The organism is Variovorax sp. P1_G12, assembly GCF_056405555.1.
Map to the genome: position 1 here is coordinate 56270 of NZ_JBFUBW010000024.1, position 18407 is coordinate 74676.

Genomic DNA, 18407 nt, shown 5'->3' on the forward strand with positions numbered 1-18407 from the left:
CGCCGAGGCGCGCGCCCTATGCGGCGTGGCGCGGCGCCGGCAGCAGGCGCCCGAGCGCCTTGAAGAACAGGTCCGACTGCTCGCGCTCGCCTTGGATCTGAGCCGCCACCTGCGCGGCCAGCGCGGCCCCGACCGGCACCAGCGGCCGGCCGGTGGACTGCGCGATCACCTGGTGCAGGCAGGCGCGCTCGAGGTAGTACAGGTCGTCGTAGGCATGGGCGATGCTCGCCCCGGCCACCACCACGCCGTGGTTCGCGAGGAAGGCCACGTCCTTGCCGGCCATCGCGCGGGCGATGCGTTCGCCCTCGCGGTCGTCGAGCGCCAGGCCGTTGTAGTCGGCGTCGATCGCGATGCGGTCCATGAAGCGCATCGCGTTCTGGCTCAGCGTCGGGTCGAGCGCCCGGTCGACCGTCAGCGTGAGTGCGGTGGCATAGGGCATGTGGCAATGCAGCACCACTGCGTGGCCCGTGATGCGATGCACCGCGCCGTGGATGAAGAGGGCGGTGGGCTCGACCCGGTGCCGGCCCGCGAGCACCTCGCCGTGAACGTCGATCAGGACGATGTCATCGGGGCCGATCTCGCTCCAGTGCAGGCCGCGCGGGTTGATCAGGTAGCGGTCCTGGGCGCCCGGCAGCATGACGCTGAAATGGTTGCACACGCCTTCGGACAGGCCATGGTGCGCGGCGGCGCGCAGGGCGAGCGCGAGGTCCTGGCGCAGGGTGCGCACGGCGGGGCTGGCGTAGTCGGAATCTGCGGACATGGCGGGGCTCGTCGAAGCGTTGAAGGAAGGCGGTTTCAGGCGCGCTGGCTGCCCGAGAAGGCAGCCACGAAGCGCAGCGCGTCTTCCCGCACCGCGGCCGCGCTCTTGCCGGGCTTGTAGAGCGCCGAGCCGATGCCGAAGCCGGCCGCGCCGGCCGCGCGCCAGGTGGCCATGTTGTCGGGCGTGATGCCGCCGACCGGCATCAGTGGCGTGCCTTTCGGCAGCACCGCGAGCAGCGCCTTGACCACCGCCGGCGAGGCCAGTTCGGCGGGAAACAGCTTGAGCCCGGTGGCGCCCGCGGCCAGGGCGCCGAAGGCCTCGGTCGGCGTCATCACGCCGGGCAGGCTCACGAGTCCGAGCCGGGCGGCCTCGGCGATCACCTCGGCGTTGAAGTTCGGCGCCACGATCAGCTCGCCGCCGGCGGCATGCACCTCGCGCACCTGTTGCGCGCCGAGCACCGTGCCGGCGCCCACCAGCGCCTGCGGAAAGCGCTGGCGCAGCAGCGCGATGCTCTCGAGCGGCTGCGGCGAATTCAGCGGCACCTCGAGCAGGCGGAAGCCCGACTCGACGATCGCGTCGCCCACCGCGGGCGCTTCGGCCGGCGTGAGCCCGCGCAGGATCGCCACCAGCGGCAGCGCCCGCAGGGCGGCGGAGAACTTCGTCGTGGGTGTGCTCATGGTCTTCTGTGGTTCGATGAATGCAGTGCGTGCAGGCCGGCCCAGGTGGCTTCGGTGCCGAGCGTGCGGGCCTGGGTGCCGGCCGCCTGCAACGCCAGCAGGTAGCGCTGCGTGAGCGCGGGCGCGCCGATCAGCATCACCTCGACCGCGGCATGGACCGACTGGGTGCGCAGTTCCTCGCCGATCAGCAGGCCCGAGAGATAGCTCGAGAGCTCGCGTGTCGGCATGCGGTCGAACAGGGCCAGGGTGCGGGCGCCGAAGGCGTTGTGCAGCAGGCCCTGGCCGTTGTCGGACTGCGTCACGCCTTGCAGGAAGGCGGCCTCGTCGAGCGGCGCGGAAGTGTCCAGCGTGCGCGCGAGGATCGAGTGCTGGCTCAGGAGGGCATAGAACTCGCCGGTCATGAAGGTGCGGAAGCCGGTCACCATGCCGTTCTTCACGCGGGCCCACTTGTTGTGCGTGCCCGGCAGCACGAACAGGCCGTCGCGCAGGCCGGTCAGCGCCATGGCGCCGAGGATCTGCACCTCTTCGCCACGCATCACGTCGGGCACGCCGTCGTGGGTGTCGCTCAGGCCCGGCACGATCGAGATCCGGCCGGGCTCGATCTCGAGGATCTTGCCGCGCACCTCGGCCAGGCCCGCGGGGCAGGCGCAGTAGGGCGCCTCGACCCAGCCCTGCTTGCTGCCGGCCATGCCCGAGATCAGGCAGCGGGTTCCGGCCGGACGCATCCAGTCGGCGAACAGCGTCTCGAACACCTCGGTGAAGCCGCCGGACTTGACGTTGAGGATGCCGCGCGGATGGGCCTGCTCGTCCAGCACCCGGCCGTCGGCGTCGAGCAGCGCGCCGCGCAGCGAACTGGTGCCCCAGTCGACGGCGACGAGTCGGTGTTGGGCCATGGATGCGTGCTCCGGTTCAGCCGCGCGGCTTGTAGGCCGTGACGTCGATCTCGACCTTGGCATCGATCATCAGCCGCGATTCGACGGTCGAGCGTGCCGGACGATGGTCGCCCAGGCATTCCATGTAGACCCGGTTGAAGCTGCCGAAATCGCGCGCGTCGTTGAGCCAGACGCTGACCTTGGCGATGTCGGCCAGCGTGCAGTCGGCCAGCGCCAGGGCCTGCTCGATGCGCTTGAAGACCTGGCGCGTCTGGGCTTCGATGCCGCCGACGATGACCTGGCCCTGGTCGTCGGTGGGGACCTGCCCGGAGACGAAAACGAAGTCGCCGGCGCGGGTGGCGGGGGACAGCGGGCGGGCCTGGCGGTCCGAGGCGATGGGTGATTGGCCGAGCATTTCAACGTGAGACATGGCGATGAATGTGTAAGAAATTTACAAAATAGATAAGGGAAAACCCCTTATTGACCTCGATACGACTGGAAATACGATCGACGATGTAATGTTATTACTCACGGAGCCACGATGCAATCTCCTGCCCTCACTGTAGCGACATCTGCTTTGTTCAGGCGCGCGCCGGTCTGGCGCCACGCGGCAGGCGCCATCGCCGCCACGCTCGCGCTCGGCCTGGCCGCATCCGTGGCGTCGGCCGAGCCCGCCAGGGGCGGGGCCGCCAATCTCGCGATGGTCGGCGAGCCCCAGGGCCTGGACCCGATGGTCAGCACCGCCGACCTGGTCGGCACGATCATGCAGCACGTCTACGAGCCGCTCTACACCTTCGATGCCAACTGGAACGTGGCGCCGATGCTGGCCGAAGGCCTGCCGGTGGTGTCGAAGGACGGCCTGAGCTACACCATCGCGATCCGCAAGGGCGTCAAGCTGCACAACGGGCGCGACCTCGGCGCGGAGGATGTCGTGGCCTCGCTGCAGCGCTGGATGGAGCTCTCGCCGCGCGGCAAGGCGGTCGGCAAGGAAGTGGAGTCGCTGACGGCCAAGGGCCCGCTCACCGTGGAGCTCAAGCTCAAGAGCCCCTACGCGCCGCTGCTGGCGCAGCTCGCGCTGCCGAGCGGCATGGCGGCGATCATGGCCAAGGAAAGCATCGCGCCGCAGCTCAAGGAGTTCATCGGCACCGGGCCCTACAAGTTCAAGGAGCGCCGTCCCGACCAGTTCACGGTGCTGGTGCGCCACGACGGCTACACCTCGCGCAAGGAGGCGCCGAGCGGTTACGCGGGCCGCCGCGAAGCGCTGCTCGACGAACTGCGCTTCGTGCCCGTGCCGAATGCCAACACCCGGGTCGAAGGCTCGCTCTCGGGCCAGTTCCAGTACGCCGACCTGCTGCCGGTGGAGGCCGCGGGCCGGATCGAGAAGGGCGCGCCGGCCGTGGTGCCGATCGTGACCAAGAACTTCGGCTTCCCCTACATCGTGTTCAACACCAAGGAAGGCGTGCTGGCCTCGCAGCCGCTGCGCCGCGCGGTGCAGACCGCGGTCGGGCAGGGCGAGCTGATGGCCGCGGGCTTCGGCGACAACCGCTTCTTCGTGGTCGAGCCCAACTTCTTCCCCAAGGGCACGCCCTACTATTCGGCCGCCGGCAGCAATGCCTACAACACGCGCAACCCTCAAGCGGCCAAGGAGCTCGCGGCCAAGGCCGGCTACAACGGCCAGCCGATCCGCATCATGGCGAGCCGCCAGTACGAGTTCCACTACAACATGGCGCTCGTGATGGCCGAGCAGCTCAAGAAGGCCGGCTTCAAGACCGACCTGCAGGTGGTCGACTGGGCCACGCTGGTGCAGCGCCGCAACGACGCCAAGCTGTGGGACGTGTACTTCACGCATTCGGGCCTGTTCCCCGAGCCGATGCTGTCGCCGCCGCAACTGGGCGACGGCGCGCCGGGCTGGTGGGAAACGGCCGCCAAGAAGTCGACGCTGACGGCCTTCAACCAGGAAACCGACAGCGCCAAGCGCGGGGCGCTGTGGGGCCCGGTGCAGCAGACCGTGTATGACGAGGTGCCGTTCATCGAGGTCGGCAAGTTCAACAGCCTGTCGGCGCGCTCGGCCAGGCTGGAGGGCTACACGCCCGCGATCTGGCCCTTCTTCTGGAACACGGGCCTCGGCAAGTAAGAGCGGATTCCCATGCTGCGCTTCCTGCTCACCCGCCTGGCCGGGGCCCTGGTGGTGCTCGCCATCGTCGCGGTGCTGGTCTTCGCCCTGACCCGCCTGGCGTCCGGCGACCCGGTCGCACTGCTGCTCGGCGACCAGGCGACCACCGAGGACATCGCCCAGGCCCGCATCCGCTACGGCCTGGACAAGCCCCTGCCGACCCAGTTCGTGCTGTGGGTCGGCGAACTGCTGCAGGGCAATCTCGGGCAGTCGCTGTTCCTGCAGCGCCCGGTGGCGCAGGCGCTGCTGGAGCGCGCCGAGCCGACGCTGTTCCTGGCGCTGTTCGCGGTCGGCATCGCGGCCCTGATCGGCATCCCGGCCGGCATGGCGGCCGCCGTCTGGCGCGGCAGCGCGGCCGACCAGGTGGTCAGCGGCGTGGCGATGCTGGGGGCCAGCATCCCGAGCTTCTGGCTCGGCCTGATCCTGATCCAGTTCTTCGCGGTCAAGCTCGGCTGGTTCCCGGCCTCGGGCTATGGCGACCCCAGCGCCTCCTTCGGCGACCGGCTGCAGCACCTGCTGCTTCCGGCGCTGGTGCTGGGCCTGCTCAACTCGGCGCTGATCATCCGCTTCACGCGCGCCTCGATGCTCGACATCCTCGGCGAGGACTATGTGCGCACGGCGCGCGCCAAGGGCCTGCCCGAGGGCGTGATCATGGTCAAGCACGTGCTGCGCAACGCGCTGGTGCCGATCGTCACCGTGCTGGGCCTCACGCTGGCGCTGATGATCGGCGGCACGGTCGTGACCGAGACGGTCTTCAACCTGCCCGGCGTCGGCAACCTGGTGGTGCGCGCGGTGCTCAGGCGCGACTACCCGGTGATCCAGGGCACGCTGCTCGTCATTGCGGCGATCTACGTCTTCATCAACCTCGGCGTCGATTTCATCTACATGCTGGTTGATCCGCGCATCCGGCTGGAGGGCAAATGAGAGCCGCACTTCTTTCCCGCTGGCGCAGCGCGCTGCCGGTGGCGCGGCGCCTGTTCGGGCGCAGGATCGTGCTGGCGGCGGCCCTGGTGCTGCTGCTGGTGGTCGGTGTCGCGGTGCTCTACCCGCTGCTGTCGGACGCCGACCCCGGCGCCATCGAGATCGGCCAGCGCCTGCATGCGCCTTCGCTCGAACACTGGGCCGGCACCGACGAGCTGGGCCGCGACGTCATGCTGCGCATCGTGCACGGCGCGCGCTACTCGCTGCTGATCGGCGTCGTCACGGCCGCCGGTGCGGTGCTGTTCGGCACGCTGATGGGCATGCTCGCGGGCTTCTTCCGCCGGCTCGATGCGCCGCTGATGCGCGTGGTCGACGCCATGATGTCCTTCCCCGACATCCTGCTGGGCATCGCGCTGGTGTCGATCCTCGGCGTCTCGCTGTGGAACGTGATGCTGGCGCTGGTGATCGTCTACACGCCGCGCGTGGCCCGCGTGGTGCGCGCCACCACGCTGGTGCTGCGCGAACTGCTGTTCGTCGATGCGGCGCGCGCGCTCGGAGTGCGCACGCCGAAGATCCTCTGGAAGCACATCCTGCCGAACCTGATGTCGCCGATCCTGGTGCAGGTGACCTTCATCTTTGCCTACGCCATCCTGGCCGAGGCGGGCCTGTCGTTTCTCGGCGTCGGCGTGCCGCCCGACATCCCGACCTGGGGCACGATGATCGCGGGCAGTCTCGACTATGCAGACAAGGCCTTCTGGACCATCTTCTGCCCCGGCCTCGCGATCGTGCTGACCGCGCTGTCGCTGCAAATGCTGGGCGATGGCGTGCGCGACCTGCTGGATCCCAAGCTGAGGAAGGCGGCATGAACGCAACCACGACCATGGCCGCGCCGCGGCTCGAAGTGCAGGGCCTCTCGACCTCCTTCGCCACCGAAGCCGGCCGCATCCAGAGCGTGGCCGACGTCTCCTTTGCGATCCGCCCCGGCCAGACGCTGGCGCTGGTCGGCGAATCGGGCTCGGGCAAGTCCGTCACCAGCCTCACGCTCATGGGCCTGCATGCCAAGACCTCGCATGCGCAGGTCGAGGGCGAAGCGTGGTTCGTGCGGCGCGACGGCCGCCGCGTGAACCTGCTCGACATGCCGGAATGGGAGAAGCGCGCGCTGCGCGGCAACGAGCTCGGCATGATCTTCCAGGAGCCCATGACCAGCCTCAACCCGGTGCTGACCATCGGCGAGCAGATTGCCGAATCGGCGCGCCTGCATCTGAAGCTGGATCGCAAGGCGGCCCATGCCCATGCGCGGCGGATGCTCGAACTGGTCGAGATCCCGGCCGCCGCACAGCGGGTCGACGAATATCCGCACCAGCTCTCGGGCGGCATGCGCCAGCGCGTGATGATCGCGCTCGCGATGGCCTGCAACCCGACGCTGCTGATCGCCGACGAGCCGACCACCGCGCTCGACGTCACGATCCAGGCCCAGATCCTCGCACTGATGGGCCGGCTGCAGAAGGAGACCGGCATGAGCATGCTGTTCGTCACGCACAACCTCGGCGTGGTGGCGCAGTACGCCGATGCGGTGGCCGTGATGTATGCGGGGCGCATCGTCGAATCGGCGCCGGTGCACGATCTGTTCGCGCGGCCCGGGCATCCTTACACGCGCGGCCTGCTGGCCTGCCTGCCGGGCGTGGCGCGACGGCGCGGCTCGCCTGTGCAGGCCGGCAGGCGTCCGCAACTCGTGGCCATCCCGGGCCAAGTATCGAGCCCGTTCGCGCCGCCCCCGGGCTGTGCCTTCGCGCCGCGCTGCGCATTCCGTCGAGAGGCCTGCGATGCCCGCATGCCGATGCTCGAAACCACCGGGGGCGCACGCATGATGCGCTGCATCGGCTTCACCGAAGAGGTGGCGGCGTGACAAGTGCGACATTGGCGAGCGAGCATCTGCTCGAGATCCGGAATCTCAAGAAGTACTTCGGCAAGGGCAGCCATCCGGTGCGCGCGGTCGACGACGTGAGCTTCACGATCCGCAAGGGCGAGACACTGGGGCTCGTCGGCGAATCGGGCTCGGGCAAGAGCACCATCGGCCGGCTGCTCACGCGGCTGGTCGATCCGACCGCTGGCCAGATGCTGTATCAGCCGCAGGGCTCGGACGCGGCGCCGCAGGATCTGGCGCATCTCTCGCAGTCGCAGTTCAGGCCGTTGCGCTCCAAGGTCCAGATCATCTTCCAGGACCCTTACGCCAGCCTCAACCCGCGCATGCGGATCCGCGAGGTGCTGGCCGAAGCGCTGGACACCCATGGCCTGGCCAAGGGCGCGGCGCGCAAGCCGCGCATCGAGCAGTTGCTGCAGCAGGTCGGCCTTCGCCCCGAGCATGCCGACCGCTTTCCGCACGAGTTCTCGGGCGGCCAGCGCCAGCGCATCGGCATCGCGCGCGCATTGGCGGTCGAGCCGCAGTTCATCGTGGCCGACGAGCCGCTGTCGGCGCTCGACGTGTCGATCCAGGCCCAGGTGGTCAACCTGCTGGGCGAACTCAAGGAGCAGCTCGGCCTCACGCTGCTGTTCATCTCGCACGACCTCGACGTGGTGGAATACCTCTGCGACCGGGTGGTCGTGCTGTACCTCGGCCGCGTGATGGAGATCGCGCCGACCGAAGCGCTCTACGCCAGTCCGCAGCACCCGTACACGCGTGCGCTGCTGGCGGCGGCGCCGATTCCCGATCCGGCCCAGCGGCGCGTGGTGCCGCTGCTGCAGGGCGATCTGCCCAGCCCCGCGAATCCGCCCTCGGGCTGCGTGTTCCGCACCCGCTGCCCGCTGGCGGAGGCACGCTGCGCGAGCGCCGACATGCAGCTGCGCGAAGTGCAGCCCGGCCACTGGCATGCCTGCTGGCGCAACGATCTTTGAGTAACCTCCGCACACCATGACCCAAGAGCTGATTCTCGATCACCGCAGCAAGAGCTATCCGCTCACGGCTGCGCCGTGCCGCGCCGCCGATATCGGCAGGAACAAGTGGAACCTGCTGGCCGACGACCTGGCCTACCCGCTGGCCGTGATCCGGCGCTCCGCGCTGGCCCACAACATCGCGTGGATGCAGGACTATGCCGAGCGCAAGGGCGTCAGCCTGGCGCCGCACGGCAAGACCACCATGTCGCCCGAGCTGTTCGCGCAGCAACTGGCGGGCGGCGCCTGGGGCCTGACCTTCGCGACGATCTTCCAGCTGGCCGTCGGCGTGGAAGCCGGCGCCCGCCGCGCCATCATCGCCAACCAGGTGGTCTGCGACGCCGACCTCGACGCGCTCGACCTGCTGCTCGCGCGCCACGACGGCCTGCGGGTCTGGTTCCTGGTCGACTCCCTGGCGCAGCTGGCGCTGATCGAGGACTGGGCGGCGCGGCGCGGGTCGGGCCGCCGTTTCGACGTGCTGGTCGAGATCGGCGTGCCGGGCCAGCGCACCGGCTGCCGCACGCGCGAGGAGGCCCTGGCGCTGGCCGCCGCCGTCGCGCGCTCGTCCGCCGCGCAACTGGGCGGCATCGAGTGCTACGAGGGCGGCCTCGCGACCTGCGACAGCGCGCATGACGCGCGCGAAGTCACGGCGCTCGTGAACCGCGTGCTGGAAGTGGCGCAAGCCTGCGATGCGCAGCAGCTGTTCTGCGACCCCACCGTGATGCTGACGGCCGGCGGCTCGGCCGTGTTCGACCTGGTGCTGCCGTTGCTGCGCGCGCAGGGCCTGTCGCGTCCGGTGCAGGGCGTGCTGCGCTCGGGCTGCTACATCACGCACGACCACGGCAACTACGCGCGCTTCCTGAAGCAGGTCGAGCGGCGCGAGGGGCTGGATGCCTCGCTGCGCGCGGCGCTCGAAGTCTGGGCCATGGTGCAGTCGGTGCCCGAGCCCGGCCTGGCCTTGCTGACCTGCGGCCGGCGCGACATCTCCTACGACCTCGAGATGCCGATCCCGGTGCGCCATGCCCCGCGCGGTGCGCGCAGCCCGGACGCCGCACCGCCGGGCTGGCGCGTCAGCGCCCTCAACGACCAGCATGCCTACCTGCGCTTCGACCCCGCGGGGCCCGCGCCGCGGGTCGGCGACCGCGTGGCCCTGGGCATCTCCCACCCGTGCACCACCTTCGACAAGTGGCGCTGGCTGGCGCTCGTCGAGGACGATGGCGCGGTCACCGGTGCGGTCAGCACCCGCTTCTGAAGGACGCAATGAACGGTTCCTCCGCTCAATTGTTGCAGCGCCTGCGCGAGCGCATGGCCGAGCTGCCGGCCGCCCAGCGCAGCGTGGTGCAGTGCGTGCTCGAAGACCCGCGTGCGGCCGTGGCCGCCACCGTCGAGCAACTCGCGCAGCAGGCCGGCGTCTCGATGCCGACCATCGTGCGCACCTGCCGCAGTTTCGGCTTCGAGTCGGTGCGCGAGTTCATGCTGGCGCTGGCGCAGGACCTCGCGGTCACCGGCTCCTACCTGCACCGCAGCGTGCTGGCCGAGGACAGCGCGGGCGACGTCGCCAGCAAGATCATCCATGCGGCCGTCTCCTCGCTGACCGAACTGGGCCGCCGCATCGACGTCGAGGTGATCGACCAGGTCGCGAGCCGCCTGGCCGAGGCCAGACGCATCGACTGCTACTCGGTGGGCGCGGCCTCGACCTTCATGGCGAACGAACTGCAGAGCCGCCTGTTCCGGCTCGGCTGCAACTCCAACGCCTTCTTCGATCTGCACCAGCAACTGGTCTCGGCCAGCACGCTGGGGCCCGACGGCGTCGCCTTCGTGATCTCGCACGTGGGCCGCATGCCCTACACGCTGGAGGCGGCGCGGTTCGCGCGCTCGCAGGGCGCCACCGTGGTGGCGCTCACGCAGCCCGACACGCCGCTGGCCGAGATCGCGGACCTGGTGCTCGCGGTGTCGGTGCCGCAGGACGCGGTGATGCGCGTCGGTACCGAGGCCTACCTGGCGCACCTGGTGGTGCTCGAGATCCTGATGGTGCGGCTGGCGCAGAAGCTCGGGCCGGTCGCCACGCGCGGGCTGACGCAGTTCAAGCATCTGCTGCACAAGCACGGCTTCGACAGTGCCGAGTTCTCGGGCGCCACGGAAAAAATCGACGATCGATCATGACGAGTCAAGACTTCGGCCGCCCCACGCTGCTCAAGGGCGGCACGCTCGTCGACGGCAGCGACAGCCCGGGCTGGACGGCCGACGTGCTGCTGGCCGGCGAACGCATCGCGTCGATCGCCGCGCCCGGCCAGACGCCGCCCGCACTGCTGGCCGGCCTGCACCTGCAAGGCCCGGTGCTCGAGATCGATTGCAGCGGGCGGGTCGTCGCGCCAGGCTTCATCGACGTCCACACGCACGACGACGCGGCCGCGATCGAGAAGGCCGACATGCTGCCGAAGATCTCGCAGGGCGTGACGACCGTGATCGTCGGCAACTGCGGCATCTCGCTCGCGCCGGTGGTGACCGATTCGCCGCGGGCGCCGCTGTCGCTGCTGGGCCGGCACCAGTTCCGCCACGCCACGATGCGCGCCTATGCCGACGCCGTGAATGCGGCACGGCCCGCGGTGAACGTCGCGGCGCTGCTGGGCCACACCGCGCTGCGCATGCGCCACATGGCGGTGCTCGACCGTGCGGCCAACGAGGCCGAGCGCGCCGCGATGGCGGCCGACATGCAGGAGGCGATGGACGCCGGTGCGCTGGGGCTGTCGTCTGGCGTCTTCTACGAGGAGGCCTATGCCGCCGATGTCGAGGAACTGGTGGCGGTCGCCAGCGTGGCGGCACGCAACGGCGGCGTCTATGCCACCCATGTCCGCGACGAGCTGGCCGGCATCCTGCCGGCGCTGCAGGAGGCGGCGCTCACTGCGCGCCAATCGGGGCTGCCGCTCGTGATCTCGCACCACAAGTGCGCCGGCCCCGCCAACTGGGGCCGCACGCGCGAGACCCTGTCGCTGATCGAGGCGCTGGCGCGCGGCCAGGAGATCGGCATGGATGTCTACCCGTACACCGCGGGCTCCACGGTGCTGCGCGAAGACCTGGTCGACGGCATCATCGACATCCTGATCACGGGCAGCCAGGCGCACCCCGAGATGGGCGGGCGCTACCTGGCCGACATCGCCGCGGAGTGGGGCCTGTCGCAGCAGGACGCCGCATTGCGCCTGAAGCCCGGCAATGCCTGCTACTTCCAGATGCGCGAGGACGACGTGCAGCGCGTGATGGCGCATCCGCTGTCGATGATCGGCTCCGACGGCCTGCCGCACGACGAGCGCCCGCATCCGCGCCTGTGGGGCGCGTTCCCGCGCGTGCTGGCCAGCTACTGGCGCGAGAAGGGGCTGCTGCGCCTCGAGCAAGCCGTGCACAAGATGACGGGCCTGTCGGCCGCGCGCTTTCGCATCGGCGAGCGCGGCCTGCTCAAGGCCGGCTACATGGCCGACGTGGTGGTCTTCGATCCGCTGCGCGTCAAGGATGGCGCCACCTTCGAGCATCCGCGCGCGTTCAGCGAAGGCATCGAGCACGTCTGGGTCAATGGGGTGTTGAGCTACACGGCCGAAGGGCGCGCGACGGGCGCGCGCGCGGGGCGCTTCGTCAGGCGCGCGGCGAACGAGGCCTTCTAGCCGCCTGCCCATCAGGGTTTGTCCTGCGCAAGCTCGATTTCAATCATCATATGATTTGAATCGACAGCGACCGGGTGACGGCGCTGCCGCAGGGCGCTTCGTGCGCATCGATGGTTCGAGCAGGAGACAGTGTGATGCCAGACAACGCAGGACGACCCGAGCTGCTGCTCGTCGCGCCGCTGATGCCCTTCCTGCTGGATCAATTGCGCCAGCACTACACGCTGCACGACCGCATCCACATCAGCGACCCGGCGGCCTTCGCTGCCGTGGCGCCGCGCATCCGCGGCGTGGTCGCCAACGGCGAGGCGAAGGTGCCGCGCGAACTGATCGCCCGGCTGCCGGCGCTCGAAGTGATCTCGGTCTTCGGCGTCGGCTACGACGGCGTCGATGTCGCGGCCGCGCACGAGCGCGGCGTGCCGGTCACCAACACGCCCGCCGTGCTCAACGACGATGTGGCCGATCTCGCGATCGGCCTGCTGATCGCGACGGCGCGCCGCATTCCGCAGGCCGACCGCTTCGTGCGCACCAACGAATGGACGCACGGCCCGATCGCGTTGAGCCGCAAGGTCACGGGCGGCCGGCTCGGGCTGGTCGGCATGGGCCGCATCGGCCAGGCGATCGCCGAGCGCGCACTGGCCTTCAAGATGAGCGTGGCCTACACCTCGCGCTCGCCGCGCGCCGGCGTCGGCTACACCTACCATCCCGACGCAGCGTCGCTGGCCGCCGCAGTCGACTTCCTGGTCGTGATCACGCCCGGCGGTGCTGCCACGCGCGGCCTGATCGATGCGCGCGTGCTGAAGGCGCTCGGGCCCGACGGCTACCTCGTGAACGTCGCGCGCGGCAGCGTGGTCGACGAAGCGGCCCTGATCGACGCCCTGAGCCACGGCACCATCGCGGGCGCCGGCCTCGATGTCTTCGCCAACGAACCGAACGTGCCCGAGGCGCTGCGCGCCCTGCCCAACGTGGTGCTGACGCCGCACATCGGCAGCGGCACGAAGCAGACGCGCGAAGCCATGGGCCAGCTCACCTTCGACAACCTGCGCGCGCATTTCGCCGGTCAGCCCTTGTTGACCCCGGTCGACGCCTGACCAGGACGTTTCATGGCCAAGAACACCCACGGCCGCACGCTCGACCTGCTGGGTGAAGCGATCGTCTCGCGCCAGTACGCGGTCGGTGCGCCGATGCCGGCCGAGCCCCTGCTGTGCGAGGCCTTCGGTGTCAGCCGCACGGTGGTGCGCGAAGCCGTCAAGTCGCTGGTGGCCAAGGGCCTGATCGTCACCGGCCCCAAGGTCGGCACCCGCGTGCTGCCCGACGAGCAATGGAACTGGTTCGACCCCGACGTGATCACCTGGCAGGCGCGTGCCGGCCTCACGCCCGAGTTCCTGCGCGACCTGCAGGATCTGCGGCGTGCGGTGGAACCCGCCGCCGTCCGGCTGGCGGCGGAGCGCGCCACGCCGGAGGACATCGAGGAGATCGAGGCTGCCTACGCCGGCATGAAGCACGCGGTGGAATTCGGTGGCGACTACGTCACCTTCGACCTGCGCTTCCACAACGGCCTGTTGCGCAGTGCGCGCAACCGCATGCTGGCGCAGATGAGCAAGGCGCTGCATGCGCTGCTGCGCACCAGCTTCGAGATCTCCACCAGCAAGAAGGATGGCCCGGCGCAATCGCTGCCGATGCACCGCGCGGTGCTCGATGCGGTGATCGCGCGCAACCCGGCGCGGGCCGAGCGGGCCATCATCAAGCTGATCGACAGCGCCCGCGAGGACATCGACGACGTGCTGGGCTCGCGCCGCCAGCTGCCCCGGCTGTCGCGCCCACCCCCGCGCCTGCGGGCGGCGGCCTGAGGCGCACCACGGATTCCTGCTTCCCACCCCGGCTCGTGCATCGAGCCCTTCCGTTGCAAGAAAGAGGAGACAAGAGAAATGAAATTCAAAGCACTCGTGGTCCCGACATTGATGGCACTGGGCCTGACGGTCGCCGGCCAGGCCCTGGCGCAGGAGAAGCTCACTGTCTGGTGGGTCAAGGGCTTCTACAAGGCCGAGGACGACGCCTTGTTCGCCGCCATCAAGAAGTTCGAGGACAAGCACAAGGGTGTGAAGGTCGAACTCTCGCAGTATCCGGTGCAGGACATGATCCCCAAGACCGTCTCGGCGCTCGATTCGGGCAGCCCGCCCGATGTCGCCTATGCCGATGTCTACGACTTCCAGGTCACGGGCAAGTGGGCCTACGACGACAAGCTCGAGGACATCAGCAGCGTGCTGGCCCCGATCGCCTCGCGCTTTGCGCCGAACACCATCGAGACCACCTTCCTGTACGACGACAAGACCAAGGCGAAGGCCTACTACGCCTTTCCGATCAAGCAGCAGACGATGCACATCGAGTACTGGATCGACATGCTGAACGAGGCCGGCCTCAAGGAGTCGGACATCCCGACGGGCTGGAAGGACTACTGGTCGTTCTGGTGCGAGAAGGTGCAGCCGGCCAGTCGCCAGAAGAGCGGCAAGCGCAACTTCGGCATCGGCATGCCGATGGGCGTGGATTCGAGCGATTCGTTCTATTCCTTCCTGACCTTCGCCGACGCCTACAACGTGAAGATGGTCAACGACAGCGGCAAGCTGCTGGTCGACGACCCTGCGGTGCGTGCCGGCCTGATCAGCGCGATGACCGACTACACGGCGCCCTACACCAAGGGCTGCACCCCGCCGTCGTCCACGAGCTGGAAGGACCCGGACAACAACGTCGCCTTCCACAACAAGACGACCGCCATGACGCACAACGCGACGATCTCGATCGCTGCCAAGTGGCTCGACGACTCCAACAACGCGTCGCTCACGCCCGAGCAGCGCGAGGAGGCCAAGAAGAACTACACCGAGCGCATCCGCACCGCGGGCTTCCCGAACAAGCCCGACGGCAGCAAGATGGTCTACCGCACCGCGGTCAAGACCGGCGTGGTGTTCAAGGAGGCCAAGAACAAGCAGCGCGCCAAGGAGTTCGTCGCCTTCCTGCTGCAGGAAGAGAACCTCACGCCCTACGTCGAAGGCTCGCTGGGCCGCTGGTTCCCGGTCACCAAGGCGGGGCAGGCGAGCCCGTTCTGGCAGGCCGATCCGCATCGCAAGTCGGTGTTCAACCAGTACGCTGCCGGCACCGTGACCTTCGAATTCACCAAGAACTACAAGTTCACCGTGCTCAACAACGAGAACGTCTGGGCCAAGGCGATGAATCGCGTGGTGAGCGACAAGGTACCGGTGGACAAGGCGGTCGACGAGATGATCGAGCGCATCAAGACGGTCGCGCGATGAAGATCACCCCCAGCCTCGCCCACTGCGTGTGGCTCGGGCACCCCCTTCCAGGGGGCAACCCCAGCGGCCCGGCGAAGCCGGTTCCGCGGGGTTCCTGGCCTTCGTTCAGGGCGGTTTCGTCGGCTGTCAGGCCGTGCAACGCCATGGGTAACTGAAATTCGGGGGTAGCCGACCATGAGTTCCACCGCAAGCGCCGTGACCGCGGCCGGCAGCGCCGCAACACCCGCCAGCAAGCTCGGACGCTGGCAGTTCTGGGGCCGGCTGATGGTCGTTCCCTACCTGCTGGTGTTCGCCGTCTTCGTGCTCTACCCGGTGTGCTACGGGCTCTGGCTGGCGCGCCATCCGCAGAGCTACGTGCACCTGGTCGAAGACCCGATCTTCTTCCGCTCGGTCATCAACACGGTGGTGTTCCTGATCGTCGCCATCAACGTCAAGATGGCCGTGGCGCTGGTGCTCTCGGGCTTCTTCGTGCAGTCGCGCTGGTGGATCAAGATCCTCGCGGGGATCTTCATCCTGCCCTGGGCCGTGCCGTCGATCCCGACCATCCTGTCGGTGCGCTTCATGCTCAACCCCGAGTGGGGCGTGATCAACAGCACCATCTTCCATCTGACCGGGCTCGACGGGCCCAACTGGCTCAACGAGCCGACGCTGGCGCTCGGCTTCGCGATGCTGATGCACATCTGGAAATCGCTGCCGTTCTGGACCCTGATCCTGGTGGCGGGGCGCCTGGCGATACCGGGCGAGCAGTACGAGGCGGCCTCGGTCGACGGCGCCAGTTCGTGGCAGAAATTCCGCTTCATCAGCTGGCCGGCCTTGCGCACGCTCTATGTCACTTCGCTGATCCTGTCGATGATCTGGACGCTGGGCGATTTCAACAGCGTCTACCTGCTGACCGGCGGTGGCCCGGCCGACATGACGCATGTGCTCGCGACCATCGGCATCCGCTATCTGCGGCTCGACCAGGTCGACCTGTCGATGGCCTCCATCGTGGTCGCGATGCCGTTGATCCTGCCCCTGGTCTATTTCATGATGAAGAGGTTGTCGAAATGAGCCGCAAGCGCTGGACCCTCAAGTCGGCAGGCAACGAAGCCAAGCTGCTGCTGATCGGCATCCCGGTGCTGATCTGGACGCTGATCCCGATCTACCACATGGTGCTGTTCGCGATCTCGCCGCGCGGCACGGCGACCAGCGGCCGGCTGTGGCCGAAGTCGCCGACCTTCGACAACTTCAGCACCGTGTTCCAGCAGAAGCACTTCTACCTCGATCACTTCTGGGTGCAGTTGGGCAACTCGCTGTTCATCGCGGTGGCGGTCGGCGCGATCACGCTGTTCGTGGCGACCACCGCGGCCTTCGCGATCAGCCGGCTGCGCGTGCGGGGAGGGCGCACGGTGATGAACATGGCGCTCTTCACCTACTTCATCCCGGCCGCGTTCCTGGCCGTGCCGATGTACAAGACCATGGGCAACTATGGCCTGCTCAACAGCCAGTGGGCGCTGATCCTCGCGATGGTGACCATCGCCTCGCCGTACTGCATCTGGGTGCTCAAGCAGGCCTCCGACAAGCTGCCCTACGAGCTCGACGAGGCGGCGCGCATGGACGGCGCCTCGCCGCTGCAGCTCTTCAGGCTGGTCTACCTGCCGCTGATGGTGCCTTCGCTGGTGGCGGTCGGCACCTATGCGCTGCTGCTGGCCTGGAACGAGTATCTCTATGCCTTCCTGCTGCTGTCGAACGACCGCAGCGTGACGCTGGCCGTGGCGCTCGGCAACTTCCTCGCGGCCGACGATTCGCCCTGGGAACTGCTGATGGCAACCGGCCTCATCTACGCGCTGCCTCCGGCGGCGATCTACTACACGTTCAAGCGCTACATGGTCGGCGGCATCACCGCCGGAGCAGTCAAGAGCTGACCCCCGGGTTGCCCGGCACTTCGTGTCCGGGCGCCCACCCCCTTGCAGGGGGCGACACCAGCGGCCCGGCAAAGCCGGTTCCGCGGTGTCCCCCGAACAGGCCCGGGCTTCGCCGGGCCTACACAGAGAGAGAAAGAGACGACGATATGGCTTCAGTCACTTTTCGCGATGTCCAGAAGTCCTACGGCAAGACCCGGATCATCGAGCGCCTGGGCTTCGAGATCGAGGACGGCGAGTTCGTGGTGCTGGTCGGCCCTTCGGGCTGCGGCAAGTCCACGCTGCTGCGCATGCTCGCGGGCCTGGAGGACATCAGCGGCGGCGAGATCATGATCGACGGCCGGGTGGTCAACGAGCTCGAGTCGAAGGACCGCGACATCGCGATGGTGTTCCAGAGCTACGCGCTGTATCCGCACATGACCGTGGGCGAGAACATGGGCTTCAGCCTGCGCCTGCGCAAGGCCGAGAAGGCGCTCACCGACAAGCGCGTGGCCGACGCCGCGAAGATCCTCAACCTCGACCAGCTGCTCGGGCGCTATCCGCGCGAGCTCTCCGGCGGGCAGCGGCAGCGGGTCGCGATGGGGCGGGCGATCGTGCGCGACCCCAAGGTGTTCCTGTTCGACGAGCCGCTGTCGAACCTCGACGCCAAGCTGCGGGTCGCGATGCGCGCCGAGATCAAGGCGCTGCACCAGCGGCTCAAGACCACCACGGTCTACGTCACGCACGACCAGATCGAGGCCATGACGATGGCCGACCGCATCGTCGTCATGCACGACGGCGCGGTCGAGCAGATCGGCACGCCGCTCGAGCTGTATGACCGGCCCGACAACCTGTTCGTCGCCCAGTTCATCGGCTCGCCGGCCATGAACGTGCTCGAGGGCATGGTGCGGCGCGTCGACGGCCAGTGCCGGGTCGAGGCGCAGGGCGCCTCGTGGCCGGCGCCTGCGGGCACGTCGGCGGTCGATGGGCAGCAGGTCCACTACGGCGTGCGGCCGGGCGACATCACGCTGTCGACCCCGGACCGCGGCGTGCCGGCCCAGATCATCGTGGTCGAGCCGACCGGCGCCGAGACCGAACTCGTGGTCCAGGTCGGCGAGACCACGTTGACGCTGGCGGTCCATGGCCGCGTCGACGCCGAGCCGGATCAGATCGTGGGGCTGGCGATCGGCAACGAGAGCGTGCACCTGTTCGATCGGCAGACCGGCCTGCGCCTGGCCTGA

The 18407-nt window shown here is 68.7% G+C and carries 18 protein-coding genes; 14 read left to right on the plus strand and 4 right to left on the minus strand.

Annotated elements, in window-relative coordinates; all coding sequences use genetic code 11:
• Window positions 1-16: 16 nt before the first annotated feature.
• Genes AC1D2O_RS24855 through AC1D2O_RS24870 form a run of 4 tightly spaced genes read right to left on the minus strand, consistent with a single transcriptional unit; the run spans window position 17 to window position 2739 of the window.
• Window positions 17-799: an aldolase gene (locus AC1D2O_RS24855; RefSeq protein WP_478085936.1), complete on the minus strand. Its 783-nt coding sequence runs from the start codon at window positions 797-799 to the stop codon at window positions 17-19.
• Entirely contained in the window at window positions 796-1437 is a 642-nt protein-coding gene (locus tag AC1D2O_RS24860; protein ID WP_478085919.1) for a 2-dehydro-3-deoxy-6-phosphogalactonate aldolase, read from the minus strand. Before AC1D2O_RS24860 ends, AC1D2O_RS24855 begins: the two co-directional genes overlap by 4 nt.
• Window positions 1434-2330: a 2-dehydro-3-deoxygalactonokinase gene (locus AC1D2O_RS24865; RefSeq protein ID WP_478085921.1), complete on the minus strand. Its 897-nt coding sequence runs from the start codon at window positions 2328-2330 to the stop codon at window positions 1434-1436. The genes AC1D2O_RS24860 and AC1D2O_RS24865 overlap by 4 nt, the downstream gene beginning before the upstream one ends.
• Before the next feature lie 16 nt (window positions 2331-2346).
• Complete coding sequence (locus AC1D2O_RS24870; RefSeq protein WP_478097372.1) at window positions 2347-2739, minus strand: RidA family protein; 393 nt, start codon at window positions 2737-2739, stop codon at window positions 2347-2349.
• 111 nt (window positions 2740-2850) lie between these two features.
• Between AC1D2O_RS24870 and AC1D2O_RS24875 the strand changes: the two genes are divergently transcribed.
• The 14 genes from AC1D2O_RS24875 to AC1D2O_RS24940 all read left to right on the plus strand — a co-directional run bounded on the left by AC1D2O_RS24875 (window position 2851) and on the right by AC1D2O_RS24940 (window position 18407).
• Window positions 2851-4443: an ABC transporter substrate-binding protein gene (locus AC1D2O_RS24875; RefSeq protein WP_478158070.1), complete on the plus strand. Its 1593-nt coding sequence runs from the start codon at window positions 2851-2853 to the stop codon at window positions 4441-4443.
• A 12-nt stretch (window positions 4444-4455) separates the two neighbouring features.
• Window positions 4456-5406 carry an ABC transporter permease gene (locus AC1D2O_RS24880; protein ID WP_478085926.1) on the plus strand — a complete coding sequence of 317 codons (951 nt, stop codon included), beginning with the start codon at window positions 4456-4458 and terminating at the stop codon, window positions 5404-5406.
• Window positions 5403-6269, plus strand: a complete 867-nt coding sequence (locus AC1D2O_RS24885) for an ABC transporter permease (RefSeq protein WP_478085928.1) — start codon at window positions 5403-5405, stop codon at window positions 6267-6269. The genes AC1D2O_RS24880 and AC1D2O_RS24885 overlap by 4 nt, the downstream gene beginning before the upstream one ends.
• Window positions 6266-7309, plus strand: coding sequence for an ABC transporter ATP-binding protein (locus tag AC1D2O_RS24890; RefSeq protein ID WP_478085930.1), 1044 nt, complete (start codon window positions 6266-6268; stop codon window positions 7307-7309). Before AC1D2O_RS24885 ends, AC1D2O_RS24890 begins: the two co-directional genes overlap by 4 nt.
• Window positions 7306-8295: an ABC transporter ATP-binding protein gene (locus AC1D2O_RS24895; protein WP_478085932.1), complete on the plus strand. Its 990-nt coding sequence runs from the start codon at window positions 7306-7308 to the stop codon at window positions 8293-8295. Before AC1D2O_RS24890 ends, AC1D2O_RS24895 begins: the two co-directional genes overlap by 4 nt.
• A 16-nt stretch (window positions 8296-8311) precedes the next feature.
• Window positions 8312-9583 carry an amino acid deaminase gene (locus AC1D2O_RS24900; RefSeq protein ID WP_478158071.1) on the plus strand — a complete coding sequence of 424 codons (1272 nt, stop codon included), beginning with the start codon at window positions 8312-8314 and terminating at the stop codon, window positions 9581-9583.
• Window positions 9584-9591: 8 nt separating this feature from the next.
• On the plus strand, window positions 9592-10494 hold the full coding sequence (locus AC1D2O_RS24905) for a MurR/RpiR family transcriptional regulator (protein WP_478158072.1): 903 nt from the start codon (window positions 9592-9594) through the stop codon (window positions 10492-10494).
• On the plus strand, window positions 10491-11984 hold the full coding sequence (locus AC1D2O_RS24910) for an N-acyl-D-amino-acid deacylase family protein (RefSeq protein WP_478091474.1): 1494 nt from the start codon (window positions 10491-10493) through the stop codon (window positions 11982-11984). Before AC1D2O_RS24905 ends, AC1D2O_RS24910 begins: the two co-directional genes overlap by 4 nt.
• A gap of 134 nt (window positions 11985-12118) precedes the next feature.
• Window positions 12119-13072 carry a 2-hydroxyacid dehydrogenase gene (locus tag AC1D2O_RS24915; protein ID WP_478091475.1) on the plus strand — a complete coding sequence of 318 codons (954 nt, stop codon included), beginning with the start codon at window positions 12119-12121 and terminating at the stop codon, window positions 13070-13072.
• Window positions 13073-13084: 12 nt separating this feature from the next.
• Window positions 13085-13831 carry a FadR/GntR family transcriptional regulator gene (locus AC1D2O_RS24920; protein WP_478091476.1) on the plus strand — a complete coding sequence of 249 codons (747 nt, stop codon included), beginning with the start codon at window positions 13085-13087 and terminating at the stop codon, window positions 13829-13831.
• Between the two features lie 78 nt (window positions 13832-13909).
• Window positions 13910-15286, plus strand: a complete 1377-nt coding sequence (locus AC1D2O_RS24925) for an ABC transporter substrate-binding protein (protein WP_478091477.1) — start codon at window positions 13910-13912, stop codon at window positions 15284-15286.
• A 174-nt stretch (window positions 15287-15460) separates the two neighbouring features.
• Window positions 15461-16336, plus strand: coding sequence for a carbohydrate ABC transporter permease (locus AC1D2O_RS24930; protein ID WP_478091479.1), 876 nt, complete (start codon window positions 15461-15463; stop codon window positions 16334-16336).
• A complete protein-coding gene (locus AC1D2O_RS24935) occupies window positions 16333-17190 on the plus strand; it encodes a carbohydrate ABC transporter permease (RefSeq protein ID WP_478158073.1) in 858 nt (285 codons plus the stop codon). Before AC1D2O_RS24930 ends, AC1D2O_RS24935 begins: the two co-directional genes overlap by 4 nt.
• A 146-nt stretch (window positions 17191-17336) precedes the next feature.
• Window positions 17337-18407, plus strand: a complete 1071-nt coding sequence (locus AC1D2O_RS24940; RefSeq protein WP_478091482.1) for an ABC transporter ATP-binding protein — start codon at window positions 17337-17339, stop codon at window positions 18405-18407.